At 62.7% G+C, this 11,994-nt stretch carries 12 protein-coding genes; 8 read left to right on the forward strand and 4 right to left on the reverse strand.

From position 1 onward, the window contains the following. Positions 1–267: 267 nt before the first annotated feature. The 8 genes from cysZ (at position 268) to ABGX75_RS02455 (ending at position 8,064) form a co-directional block, all read left to right on the forward strand. On the forward strand, positions 268–996 hold the full coding sequence (gene cysZ / locus ABGX75_RS02420; protein WP_110061790.1) for a sulfate transporter CysZ: 729 nt from the start codon (positions 268–270) through the stop codon (positions 994–996). 29 nt (positions 997–1,025) lie between these two features. Continuing rightward, on the forward strand, positions 1,026–1,940 hold the full coding sequence (locus tag ABGX75_RS02425; RefSeq protein WP_011508551.1) for a ZIP family metal transporter: 915 nt from the start codon (positions 1,026–1,028) through the stop codon (positions 1,938–1,940). 131 nt (positions 1,941–2,071) lie between these two features. After that, positions 2,072–2,683, forward strand: a complete 612-nt coding sequence (locus tag ABGX75_RS02430; RefSeq protein ID WP_011508550.1) for a superoxide dismutase — start codon at positions 2,072–2,074, stop codon at positions 2,681–2,683. Positions 2,684–2,702: 19 nt separating this feature from the next. Beyond that, positions 2,703–3,701, forward strand: a complete 999-nt coding sequence (locus ABGX75_RS02435; RefSeq protein ID WP_011508549.1) for an AraC family transcriptional regulator — start codon at positions 2,703–2,705, stop codon at positions 3,699–3,701. A 209-nt stretch (positions 3,702–3,910) separates the two neighbouring features. Then, the gene (locus ABGX75_RS02440; protein ID WP_052046725.1) at positions 3,911–6,076 is read left to right on the forward strand and encodes a TonB-dependent siderophore receptor; all 2,166 of its coding nucleotides are present in this window, start codon (positions 3,911–3,913) and stop codon (positions 6,074–6,076) included. 138 nt (positions 6,077–6,214) lie between these two features. Next, on the forward strand, positions 6,215–6,973 hold the full coding sequence (fhuF, locus tag ABGX75_RS02445; protein ID WP_347410808.1) for a siderophore-iron reductase FhuF: 759 nt from the start codon (positions 6,215–6,217) through the stop codon (positions 6,971–6,973). 193 nt (positions 6,974–7,166) lie between these two features. Beyond that, complete coding sequence (locus tag ABGX75_RS02450; protein ID WP_011508546.1) at positions 7,167–7,628, forward strand: Hsp20/alpha crystallin family protein; 462 nt, start codon at positions 7,167–7,169, stop codon at positions 7,626–7,628. Between the two features lie 37 nt (positions 7,629–7,665). Beyond that, on the forward strand, positions 7,666–8,064 hold the full coding sequence (locus ABGX75_RS02455; protein WP_011508545.1) for an Hsp20/alpha crystallin family protein: 399 nt from the start codon (positions 7,666–7,668) through the stop codon (positions 8,062–8,064). A 184-nt stretch (positions 8,065–8,248) separates the two neighbouring features. Here ABGX75_RS02455 and phoR read toward each other — a convergent pair whose 3' ends face one another. The 4 genes from phoR to ABGX75_RS02475 all read right to left on the reverse strand — a co-directional run bounded on the left by phoR (position 8,249) and on the right by ABGX75_RS02475 (position 11,874). Next, a complete protein-coding gene (phoR, locus tag ABGX75_RS02460; RefSeq protein ID WP_011508544.1) occupies positions 8,249–9,568 on the reverse strand; it encodes a phosphate regulon sensor histidine kinase PhoR in 1,320 nt (439 codons plus the stop codon). A gap of 3 nt (positions 9,569–9,571) precedes the next feature. Then, positions 9,572–10,261 (reverse strand): phosphate regulon transcriptional regulator PhoB, encoded by a 690-nt coding sequence (phoB, locus tag ABGX75_RS02465; protein WP_011508543.1) that lies wholly within the window; start codon positions 10,259–10,261, stop codon positions 9,572–9,574. A 101-nt stretch (positions 10,262–10,362) separates the two neighbouring features. Next, the gene (gene ubiA / locus ABGX75_RS02470) at positions 10,363–11,259 is read right to left on the reverse strand and encodes a 4-hydroxybenzoate octaprenyltransferase (protein ID WP_011508542.1); all 897 of its coding nucleotides are present in this window, start codon (positions 11,257–11,259) and stop codon (positions 10,363–10,365) included. 63 nt (positions 11,260–11,322) lie between these two features. Continuing rightward, positions 11,323–11,874, reverse strand: a complete 552-nt coding sequence (locus ABGX75_RS02475) for a chorismate lyase (RefSeq protein ID WP_011508541.1) — start codon at positions 11,872–11,874, stop codon at positions 11,323–11,325. Positions 11,875–11,994: the final 120 nt, after the last annotated feature.

Here is an 11,994-nt window from a genome sequence, read left to right on the forward strand (position 1 = left end):
CAAGCAGGCGGGTGGGAGCGCCTGAGCACTGCCATGCAGGCATCCCGGTGCTAGGAACGTTAGCACAAGGCGACGTCGCGCCGACGCTCGATTCGCCCGGTTGCGCCGAAAGGCCGAGTGGCTCATGCCTTTGGCTGAGCATTAAGTCTGATATGGCATCATACGAGTATGAAATTTCTCATCCAGCGCGAAAGATGGGCGCTGGATGGCAAGCATGCCATGCTGTCGCGCATGGCCTCCGTCATCGTTCGTCGAGGAATTCCTGCGATGCTGCACGCTTTCACGGCCATCGGACGCGGAACACGGCTCGTGTTGTCGCCGGGCATGCGACGTTTCGTCATTGCCCCGGTCTTGGTCAACCTGGTGTTGTATGCCGCAACGCTCGCCTATCTGTTCACGCATTTCGGCGGCTGGCTGGACTATTGGATGCTCAAGGTGCCGGGGTGGCTCGAGTGGCTGGAATGGCTGATCTGGCCGCTTCTGGTAGTGAGCTTGCTGTTGATGGTGTTCTTCACCTTCACGCTGGTGACCAACCTGATCGCCGCACCTTTCTATGGCTTTCTCGCCGAGAAGGTCGAATGGCGACTCACCGGCAGCCCGCCCGATGACACGCGGAGCCTGATGCGCGCCGGTGTCGATGCCCTGGGGCGCGAACTCGTCAAGTTGCGCTACATGCTGCCGCGCATGGCGCTGTTGTTCGTGCTGGGCTTCGTGCCGGGCGTGAACATGTTCATGCCGCTGCTGTGGGCCGCCTTTTCGGCCTGGATGCTGGCGATTCAATACCTGGATTATCCCATGGACAATAATCAGGTGAGCTTTAGCGACATGCGACGGCGATTGCGTGCACGCTGGTGGCCGACGCTGACCTTCGGTCTGGGCATGTCGCTGGCGACCTGGGTACCGGTGCTCAACCTCGTGCTGCTGCCGGGCGGCGTGGCCGGCGCGGTGATACTCTGGGATCATTATTATCGTCATCTGCCGGCCGTGGCACGATGAACGATCTCGACGCGACAAGGAGACCCTGCATGCAAGAGACACACGCGCCCTCCATGGCCAGTGGCGGCTTCATTCGGCGTCGCTGGGCGTTGGGGATTCTGCTCGTCGCGGCCGTGGGCGCCTTGCTGGTGTGGTGGCTGGGGGCCCAGATGCGCGATTGGCTGGGAACGTTGTCCACGCTCCAGGCGGGGATGCTGGCGAGCCTGGTGGCGGGGTTGTTCACGCCGGTGGGCGCGCTGCCGATCATGGTGCTGCGCCACATCAGTCAGCGTCTCGAGGATGCCTTGATGGGCTTCGGTGCCGGCGTGATGCTTGCCGCGACGGCGTACTCCCTGGCCATGCCGGCCTACGAGGATTCCCTGGCCTTGACCGGCACGATCGGCTGGGCCTTGACGATCGTCTGTGCCGGGATCGTCTGCGGCGGCCTCCTGGTCTGGGGAATGGATCGCTTCGTGCCGCACGAGCACTTCACGCTGGGCAAGCAGGGCGGTGCCGATGCCTTGCAGATCCGCCGCATCTGGCTGTTCATCTTTGCCATCACCATTCATAACTTCCCCGAGGGGCTGGCGGTCGGGGTGGGCTATGCGCGCGGCGACATGGCCGCCGGCGTGGCGTTGACGCTGGGTATCGGCCTTCAGAACCTGCCCGAAGGGCTGATCGTCTCCCTGGGGCTGCTGGCCATCGGCTACTCGCGCCCCACGGCATTGGGAGCAGCGTTCTTGAGCGGCCTGGTGGAGCCTGTGGGTGGTGTCATCGGCGCGCTCGCGGTGCATATCGTCGATGCCCTGCTGCCCTTCGGTCTGGCGTTCGCCGCCGGGGCCATGTTGTTCGTGATCAGTCACGAGATCATTCCCGAGTCGCACCGCAAGGGACACGAGGGCGATGCGACCTTCGGCGTGCTGGGCGGTTTCATGTTGATGTTCGTGCTCGACAAGGTGTTCTGACACCTCGCGAAGGCGGCTAAGTAATTGACAAACCTGCAATGAAAACTATTATTGATAAGTACAACTTGCCGTTGGCGCAATGTCCGGCCAACGCTCGACATTCGATGAAAGATTAATTATGGAGGTATGTCGTGGCGCATCAACTGCCGACGTTACCCTATGCCTATGATGCTCTGGAACCGCACATCGATGCGTTGACCATGGAGATTCACCATAGCCGTCACCATCAGACCTACGTCAACAATCTGAATGCGGCGCTGGAAGGCACCGGGCTCGAATCGCTGCCCGTCGAAACCCTGTTGGGCGAGCTTGAGCGCGTACCGGAAGACAAGCGTCAGGCGGTCATCAACAACGGTGGTGGCCATGCCAACCACTCGCTGTTCTGGACCGTCATGTCGCCGCAGGGTGGCGGTGCCGCCAAGGGCGATCTGGCTTCGGCCATCGAGCGCGACCTGGGCGGTGATGACGCCTTCCGCGAAGCCTTCACTCAGGCGGCCGTCAAGCGCTTCGGCAGTGGCTGGGCCTGGCTGTCGGTCACGCCGGCCAAGCATCTGGTCGTGGAAAACACGCTCAACCAGGATAGCCCGCTGATGCACGGCAACACGCCGATTCTGGGGCTGGACGTGTGGGAGCACGCCTACTACCTCAAGTACCAGAACAAGCGTCCCGAGTACATCAAGGCCTTCTTCGAGGTCATCGATTGGGACGAAGTGGCTCGTCGCTACGCCGAAGCCACTGCGTAACGCCTATAGGGAGGCTGCCATGGGTCCGGCGACAGGCATGACGCACGATGCCACGACGCCGGCCCAGCGTCTCACCATGGCCGATTTCGGCGCTTTCGAGCGCCGTTATCGTTTGTATCATCACTTTCCCTCCTTGACCCGTGCCGATGCCGTGTCCACCACGGTGGCCGAAGGCTGGGTCGATGAATGTCGCCCGGACACGGGCATCAGTCTCGTCGGCTCGCGACTCACGATTCATCACACCTACGAAACTCACGCATTGGCGGATGCTCCGGCGCACGTGTCGATCATCGTCATGCTCGAGGGGCAGGCCGAGCTGATGCATGGCGAGAAGCGCCTCACGCTGTCGCCTCGCGAGGGGGTGATGCTGGTCAACGACGGGCGCTGTCCGCTGAGTGCGCGCCACATGGGCGGCCAGCGCCTGCGCGCGATCAATCTGACGCTGCTCGACGATGCACGCACCACGCAGAACCGGCTGGCCGCGCCCTTGGCAGATCTGCTGACGTCTTCACCGGATGGCGCCTGGCGGCTGGCACCCCCCGAGGGTCTTCTGGCATCGCTCGAACAGTGGTTGAACGCCGCGGGGGAGGGGATCTCGCATACGTTGCTCGGCGAGGGACTGGGGTTGCAGCTGATGGCACATGGGCTGGCAGCCAGAGAAAACGCCCCGGCCGAGCAGACGCGCCGTCTGGGCGTGCGCGATCGCCATCATCTGGCACGCGTGCGTGCCTGTCTGCACGATCATCCCGATGCCTCGCATGACCTCGACTCCCTGGCGCAACTGGCCTGCATGAGTCCCAGCGTGTTGCGTGACAAGTTCCGCCAGGCGTACGGCCAGCCGGTCTTCGAGTACCTGCGTCAACGCCGCCTCGAAATGGCGCATGATCTGCTCCGGGAAGGCTATAGCGTGCAGTACGTTGCAACCCGTGTCGGCTATCGGCACGCCAGCAATTTCGCCACCGCCTTCAAGCAGCGTTATGGCGTGTCGCCCCGCGCCTTGCAGCGGCAAGGAGCATAGCGAGCGCCGTGCGATTCAGGCGGTAACGAGGCGATGGCCGTGACGTCGATGCATGACGCAGGTTCCCTCGCCGGACGGGCTTGCAGCATTGCGCATAGGTTTTTCGTCATTTTCCATAAGCAGAACGACTCTTAAAAGTTAATAATTCTCACTCTCTATAAGAAATGGGTCGATATCGGCCCGATGACGAGAGCGAGGATCCGTTTCCCATGAGTCGCACACTGTCTCCCCACTGGCTTACCTGCGCGTGTCTGGCCGGCGTGATGTTCGTCCCCATGACGGGCTGGGCGCAAACCGAGGGCGGAGAAACCGATGCCGTCGATCTGTCCACCGTGACGGTCTCGGGCCAGGCCGCCACCAAGACACAGACGCCGATTGTCGAAACCCCCCAGTCCGTCTCGCGTGTCGATCGCGACGAGATGGATGAGCGTGACACCCGCACCCTCAGGGAAGCCGCGCAATATACGCCGGGCGTCTATACCAACCAGGTCGGCGCCTCCAACCGCTACGACTACCTGGTCATGCGAGGGTTCTCCGACGGCAGCTTGAGCAATACCTATCTCGATGGCCTCAAGGTCATGGGCGATACCAACGGTTACAGCTCGATGGTGATCGATCCGTATTTCCTGGAGAGCGTCGAAATCGTCAAGGGACCGGCCTCCGTACTCTACGGGCGCTCCTCCCCCGGTGGCCTGGTGGCGTTGACCAGCAAGCAGCCGCAGTTCGAGACGCATCGTCAGCTGCGGTTCAGCGTCGGCAACAACAGTCAGCGCAGCGCGGCGTTCGATCTGACCGGCCCTCTGGACGACGAGCGGCGGGCCGCCTATCGCGTGGTGGGGCTGGCCAGCGGTGCGGATACCCAGTTCGACACGGTCGAGGAGGAGCGCTATGCCATCGCGCCATCGGTGACCTGGGACGTCACCGACGACACGACCCTGTCGTTCATGGCCTATCTGCAAAAGGATCCGGAGGGCGGTTATCACTCCGGCATGCCTTACGAGGGGGCGGTGGAAAGCCACAATGGACGGAAGATCAGCAACAACTTCTTCGATGGCGAGGACGATTACGACAAGTTCGAGCGTACCCAGCGCATGTTCGGCTACAGCCTCGAGCATCGCTTCAACGATGCCTGGACAGCGCGTCAGAAGGTCCGTTATCTGAATGCTGATGTCGATCTGGATCAGGTCACCCAAGGTGCTGAATACCTTTACGATAGTGCGGGCAACCTGATAGGGCAAAACGTCTGGGTCGATGGGGATAGCAACGAGCTCAAGCGTTACTATTACGGTGCCCAAGAGTCGCTGGAAGCCTGGACCATCGATAACCAAGTAGAAGCCAATCTCGACGGTGGCTTCATCGACCATACGCTGCTGGTCGGTGTGGATTATCAGACACGCCAGAACGATATTGTCTACACATCTGGCGTTTTCCCGAATATCAATCCCTTCGATCCGCAGTACGGCGCCGATCCTGTGGGAGCGATCGCCACAGCCAGCGACGAACGTCATGAACTGACACAGACGGGGGTTTATCTACAGGATCAGATGGCGTTCGACCGCTGGCGCCTGACGCTCGGAGGCCGTTACGACTGGGTTAATATCGAGAACACCGACTACCTGAAAGATAGCGAAGACAAACTGGACGATACTCAGTTCAGTGGTCGAGCCGGTGTGCTCTATATGTTCGATAATGGTGTCGCGCCCTACATGAGCTACAACACGGCCTTCACGCCGACCAGTTTCGTCGATGCCGAGGGTGACGTGCTCGAACCGATGGAAGGCGAGCAATGGGAGACGGGCCTCAAGTATCAGCCCCCGGGAACCGAGGATCGCTACAGCCTCTCGCTGTTCCGCATCACCCAGGAAAACGTCGCCACCAAGGAGCAGCCCACCGACCCCTACCGCTCCATCGGCGAAATCGAGTCTCAGGGCCTGGAGCTGGAAGCCCGCAAGCAGTTGACCGAGGGATTGCGCTTGCAGGCCGCCTACAGCTATACCGATATCCGCTATACCAAGAGCGAAGATCCGGACGAAGAAGGCAGTCACGCCATTTATGCCCCACGCCATCAAGCCAGCCTGTGGAGCCATTATGCCTTCCAGAGCGAGGCGCTTGCGGGGCTGGATGCCGGGCTGGGGGTGCGCTATTACGCCGATATCCAAGCGGATCGCGCCAACACCGAGCAAGTGCCCGATTACACGCTGGTCGATGCCATGCTGGGGTATGACCTGGGGCAGATGGGCATGTCGGGCATGCAGGTGCAACTCAATGTGGGCAACTTGCTCGACAAGGAATACGTGGCCTCGTGCAACTCGCTTCAATACTGCTACTTCGGTGCGGAGCGTAATGTGCGCGCGAGCCTGACCTACGACTTCTAGGTCCTGCAAGCCATGGCTCGACGGCGTCGCCGGCAAGATCTTGGCGCGATTGAGTCGCGAGTGGTTTTCATTTACGCTGCCTGGCGTGGGCCATGACCCACGCCACCCATTTCGGCCTCGCCACAGGAAACGTCTTCGATGTCGGTGTCGCTCACCCGGTTGTATGCCGGCCCCCTGAAGGGGATGGATCGCAAGCTGATGACCTGGGACCAGGCACCCGAGACGGCCTGGCGAGCGCAGGATCTGTTTTCCCGTCGCGGCATGGCGCACGTGATCCAGCACTATGGCGCCGAACATCAGCATGGCGACTGCCGCGCCGTCATGTCGCTCTGGTCGAAGTACTTCCTGGCGCTGACGACGTACACGGGCGTGGCGCACAATCTGCTGGCGGATCGCCAGCTGCCGCTCGCGCTGCCGCGTCTCGGGGTCGTACTCGGCGAGGACATGCTCATCGATGCGCTGGTGGTCGAGGAGACGTCCTCGCCTCTGGTCGACACCCGAGCAGAAGCGCGCTTTTTGCCCCTGATACGCGACACCTGGGGGCCCGCCATCACGTGCATGGCGCACCACAGCGGCATCGCGCCACGTGCGCTCTGGAGCAATCTGGGACAATACGTCGACTATCTCGTGCGCCAGTTGCACGCCTTGCCGGAAGCCCGGTCGGGCGCGGCGCTCGGCGAACGCTGGATGACCCTGCGCGAGCTGGCCGACGGTCAGCGCAATCCCTTGTTCCAGCCCGTTCGTCATCGCGAGAACGCCGAGGGCGACATCGAGCCCATCCGGCGCGTCTGTTGCATTCGCTACCTTCTGCCTGGCCTGGGCTATTGCGGCAACTGTCCGCTGGCGTGTCGCGAGAAGACCGAGGCGCAACCGCCACGCCGCGTGGCCAACGGCTGACTCCCCCGCCTGCTTGCCCGTTTCCCCTGCGTGGTAACGTCGACTTGTCCACACGGACATCGGCACTCGGAAAATGCATGCTCGACCCCCTTGAAAACCCCTCGACCGCTCCTATTTTCGCCTATGAGAGAGGTGCTGCATCTTCGCGTGGCGGTCTCTCTCGAGAGTCTGTCTAATGTAGGAGGTGTTCGCCATGTTCGACGATATCAAGCGTTTCGAGACGGGGGCGCCCCAGCAATTGGACTGGTTCCGTCAACTGCTGGATGGCTTCTTGAATGACGGCGACGCGATGGATATTCGCGCGGTGCCACGCGGGAGTTTCCCGATGATCAACGTGGCGCGAAGCGACGATGCCGTGCGGGTCTACGTATTTGCCGCAGGGCTGTCGCCGTCGGATCTGACCATCGATGTCCAGGATAACGTCCTCACCCTGCGTGGCCGGCGCGATACGCTGCCGGACAGTGACGAGGATGGAAACGCGCGTCCGGTATTCCGGCGCGAGCGGGCCAGTGGCGAGTTCGTGCGTGCGATCGCATTGCCGGATGGACTGGACGCCGAGCGTGCCGAGGCGCGCCATGCCCATGGCGTGTTCGAGATCGTGTTGCCCAAGCGAGAGGAACTCAAGCCGCGGCGTATCGAAGTCAAGGCGGCTTGAAGAACGTCGATCACCTTGAACCAAGGAGGCATGCACCATGAGTAACATCGTTCGTTCATCCAGCCACTCTCCGCTTCAACAACGTGACCAGGAAAAGCGTTCACAGGACGCTCTGCTACCGGCGGTGGATATCTTCGAGGAGTCCGACGTCCTCAAGCTGGTGGCGGATATGCCCGGTGTGACGCACGAGTCGCTGAAAGTGGAAATCGACAACAACGTGCTGAGCCTGGAAGGCGACATAGCCTTGAACATGCCGGAAGGACTGAGTGCGTTGCATGCCGAGGTCCGCGGACAACGGTTCGCGCGGCGTTTCAATCTCAGCCACGAGATAGATGGCGATGCCATTACGGCCACTATCGTCAATGGTGTCTTGACGCTGACGCTGCCCAAGAAGGATAGCCATCGCACTCGGCGTATCGAAGTTCAGGCGGCATGAGTAGCAGCGCCAGTACGATGGATGGTGCCAGATGTGACCGATCGTCCATCCTGGCCCGGTCGACGTGACGAGTGCCCACATGCGCGTGGGCACTCTTTTTTCTCCCGCCGCTTTTTTCTCCATCCGACCGTGACGGAGGGAGCCGAGCGCCTTTCCAGAAGCGGGCGATGCCGCACCTAAAAGACTAGTCGCCGCCCACGGCACGGCGTTCGGCAGGGGCGGCATTCAGCCGTGCGGCGGGAAACACGCATCGAAAGAGCGCACCCTGGCCGGGGTGGCTGTCGATATCGAGGTGCGCGTCGTGGCGCAGCAGGACGTGCTTGACGATGGCCAGGCCCAGGCCGGTGCCGCCGTTGGCGGCGCTGCGCCCCTTGTCGACGCGGTAGAAACGCTCGGTGAGGCGTGGCAGGTGTACCGGGTCGATCCCTTCGCCGTCGTCCTCGACCTCGACCGCGGCACCCTCCTTCCAGGCTTTCCAGCGCAACGTGACGGTGCTGCCCGACGGCGTGTATCGCACGGCGTTGAAGACCAGGTTGGAAACGGCGCTGCGTATCTCGCCATCGGCGCCCAGCAGATGGCGGTCGTCGTCGATTTCCAGGCGCACGTCATGACTGCCGTTGCAGAGTGCGGCGGCATCGTCGCGAATGTTCGCCAGCAGCGCGGCCATGTCCAGCGGTACCGGATCGTCACGGGTCTGGTCGGTTTCCAGCTTCGACAGCAACAGCAGATCCTCGACCAGTCGCTGCATGCGTTGCGACTGCTCCTGCATCTGTCCGAGACCCCGTTGCCAGCGGGGCGGTAATTGATCGGCGTTGTCGAGGTAGGTTTCCAGATAGCCGGTGAGCACGGTGAGCGGCGTGCGCAGTTCGTGGGAAACGTTGGCGACGAAGTCGCGCCGCATTTCTTCCAGGCGATGCAGTCGCGAGATGTCGCGGGCCATGACCAGGCGCTCGTTGTCGCCGAACAACGTGATTTGATACTGCAGCGTCACGTCATCGCGCAAGGGCGATGCCAGGGTGAGCGGTTCGCGGTAATCGCGGGCGTTGAAGTAGGCCACGAAGCGCGGGTCCCGCAGGAAGTTGGTGATGTGCTGGCCGCGGTCGTGGGGCGATTGAAAGCCGAGCATCTGCGTGGCGGCGGTGTTCCACCACTCCAGATCGCCATGGCCGTCGAGCATGACCACGGCATCGCGCATCGCCTCGCAGGAGTCCTGCACGCGCCGGATGATGTCGCGCAGGCGTGCCTGGGATTGGCGCTGCGTCTTCTGATACTTGTAGAGGCGGTCGAACAGATCGCCCCAGACGCCGGCCCCGACGGGGGGTGTCTCGTGGGGGTGCTGGGTCAGCCAGACGTACAGGGCACGCAAATGGCGCAGATGCAGATACACGTAGAGGCCCAGGCCGGCGGCCAGCCCCCAGCCGGGCTCGCCGAGCAGCCAGCCCAGAGCACCGAGTCCGACGACCAGGTACGCCAGTCGCCACAGTTCGTTGGTCCAATAGTGCACGCGCTAGTCCTTGGCGGAGAAGCGATAACCGGTGCCGCGTACCGTCTGGATGAGATGCTGATGGGCCTCGCCGAGCGCCTTGCGCAGGCGGCGGATGTGCACGTCGACGGTGCGCTCCTCGACGTAGACATTGCCACCCCAGACCTGATCGAGCAACTGGCTACGCGTGTAGGCCCGCTCCTGATGGGTCATGAAGAACTGCAAGAGCCGATACTCGGTGGGGCCTACATCCAGTGCCTGGCCGTTGGCGCTGACCCGATGGCTGACCGGATCGAGGAGCAGGCCCTCGATCTCCACCGGGTCCTCCACGCCCTTGGGAGTCGTGCGGCGCAGCACGGCCTTGAGGCGTGCCACCAACTCCCGCGGCGAGAAGGGCTTGGTGATGTAGTCGTCGGCGCCGGCTTCCAGCCCCTGGATCTTGTTGTCTTCCTCGCTCTTGGCGGTGAGCAGGATGATCGGCAATTCGGCAGTGGCGGTATCGCGCTTGAGACGCCGCGCCAGTTCGATGCCGCTGGTGCCGGGCATCATCCAGTCGAGCAGCAACAGGTCGGGTTGGTCGTCGACCACCATGGCATGTGCCGCCTGAGCGTTGTCGGCTTCCAGCACACGGTAGTCGGCCATTTCCAGCGCCACCGCGATCATTTCGCGGATGGACGCTTCGTCATCGACGATGAGCACGGTCTTGGCGGTCATGGGCGTAGGCCTCTTGCGGATCGCGATGGCGCGAATCACTCATGAATGACATCAGCATGACGATTACAACGCGCTAATGTGACAACTTCGTGACACGCGATCTACAGCATAGGCCATAGCGACAAGGCGATGCCCGCGAAGACCACCAGACCGGCCCAATGATTGTTGAGAAAGGCCCGGAAGCAATGGTCGCGTTCGCGATGGCGGATCAGGCGGTGCTGGAAGACGAAGATCGCCCCCATCGCAGCCAGCCCCAGCCAGAAGAAGCCTCCCAGCGCCAGGCGCAGGCCGACCCAGGCCAGCAGCAGCAGGGTCAGCGCCTGCAGCAGTCCGATCATCAGGCGGTCGGCGCGCCCGAACAGCACCGCCGTGGACTTGATGCCGACCTTCAGGTCGTCATCGCGGTCGACCATGGCATATTCGGTATCGTAGGCCACCGTCCAGGCCACGTTGGCGGCGAGCAGTAGCCAGGCTTCCAGCGGTACCTGGCGTTGAATGGCCATGAACGCCATGGGGATCCCCCACGAGAAGGCAGCCCCCAGCACTACCTGGGGGAAGTGCGTATAGCGTTTCATGAACGGGTAGGTGGCCGCCAGGGCCAGTGCCGCGAAGGACAGCAGCACGGTTGGCAGATTGGTCAGGCAGACCAGGCCGAAGGCAATGATCACCAGGCCCGCGAAGAGCACCTTGGCTTCTTTCTCGGTGATGCGTCCGGTAGCCAGTGGCCGGTCGCGGGTACGCTTGACGTGCCCATCGAAATGGCGATCGGCGTAGTCGTTGACCACGCAACCGGCGGCGCGCATCACGTACACGCCGATGACGAAGATCAGCAGCGTACCGCGTTCGGGGATACCCTCGGCCGCCAGCCACAGCGCCCACAACGTCGGCCACATCAGCAGCCAGGTGCCGATGGGGCGGTCGAGTCGTGTCAAGCGCAGAAAGTCCGGCACGCGGGCCAGGCCGCTGGGGTGCGCGGCATCGGATGAGTCGGCGGACATCGGGCTCTCCTATGACAACGTGGCTGTGAAAAGCAACGTGGCTGTGTAACGTGAGCGGCCAGCTTAGCGCGATGGCAGCGAGAGGTCAGCGGCCATCGCGGCGAGAAAGAATTCCTGGACGAGAATCCTGGTTCTGCCCACGCGCAGGAGCGAGCGCCGCCCCCAGGGGCCGGCGTCTCCTCGCCAGGCGTCCAGCCCCGTCATGGCCGGCGCACGGATCGCTTCGATGGGGCCGCGCTCGAGGTTAGGTTGCCGAAATAGCCAACTGCCCAGCGAACGCTCTCCCAGCGTGCATAGCCGTGCGCCGGACAGTCCCTCCAGCGGTGCCACGGAACGGGCCGCAACCCAGGAGGCATTGCCCAGCCGCAACAGGACTTCCCGGTGCCAGACGTGCGTGCGGTGCGGCAGCCCCAGTGCCTGGGCTTCGTCGAGGCGTGGCCTGGTCACGCCCTGGGTGAGCAGACGCACCGAGAATGGACGGGGGCTGGCGATGCGCAAGCGCGCGGTCAGTGAATCGCGAGAGGCCACCCAGGGCCACCAGTCGGGGCTCATTCGAGGACGCTGCGCGGCGATGGGCAGCCAGTGCGGCCAGCCTGGGAAGCGGTCAGGAGACATGAGAGCGATGGCTTAGAAAAGAAAGATGTTAGTGTAACATGCGCAGCTTACGCGCTTTTTCGGCGTTCGAGCGATAGCCCGCCACGCCGGGTGTGGATATGTCATTACCATGAGCTTGTC

It is taken from the genome of Chromohalobacter sp., from assembly GCF_039830575.1.
GTDB classification, from domain to species: Bacteria; Pseudomonadota; Gammaproteobacteria; order Pseudomonadales; family Halomonadaceae; genus Chromohalobacter; species Chromohalobacter israelensis.

Bases quoted from the DNA above. Each gene is read 5' to 3' on its own strand.
- ubiA (WP_011508542.1), bottom strand. From the start codon at position 11,259: ATGTCCGCCGACTCATCCGATGCCGCGCACCCCAGCGGCCTGGCCCGC.
- cysZ (WP_110061790.1), top strand. From the start codon at position 268: ATGCTGCACGCTTTCACGGCCATCGGACGCGGAACACGGCTCGTGTTG.
- ABGX75_RS02475 (WP_011508541.1), bottom strand. From the start codon at position 11,874: ATGTCTCCTGACCGCTTCCCAGGCTGGCCGCACTGGCTGCCCATCGCC.
- ABGX75_RS02450 (WP_011508546.1), top strand. From the start codon at position 7,167: ATGTTCGACGATATCAAGCGTTTCGAGACGGGGGCGCCCCAGCAATTG.
- phoB (WP_011508543.1), bottom strand. From the start codon at position 10,261: ATGACCGCCAAGACCGTGCTCATCGTCGATGACGAAGCGTCCATCCGC.
- ABGX75_RS02425 (WP_011508551.1), top strand. From the start codon at position 1,026: ATGCAAGAGACACACGCGCCCTCCATGGCCAGTGGCGGCTTCATTCGG.
- ABGX75_RS02435 (WP_011508549.1), top strand. From the start codon at position 2,703: ATGGGTCCGGCGACAGGCATGACGCACGATGCCACGACGCCGGCCCAG.
- ABGX75_RS02455 (WP_011508545.1), top strand. From the start codon at position 7,666: ATGAGTAACATCGTTCGTTCATCCAGCCACTCTCCGCTTCAACAACGT.
- ABGX75_RS02440 (WP_052046725.1), top strand. From the start codon at position 3,911: ATGAGTCGCACACTGTCTCCCCACTGGCTTACCTGCGCGTGTCTGGCC.
- fhuF (WP_347410808.1), top strand. From the start codon at position 6,215: ATGTCGGTGTCGCTCACCCGGTTGTATGCCGGCCCCCTGAAGGGGATG.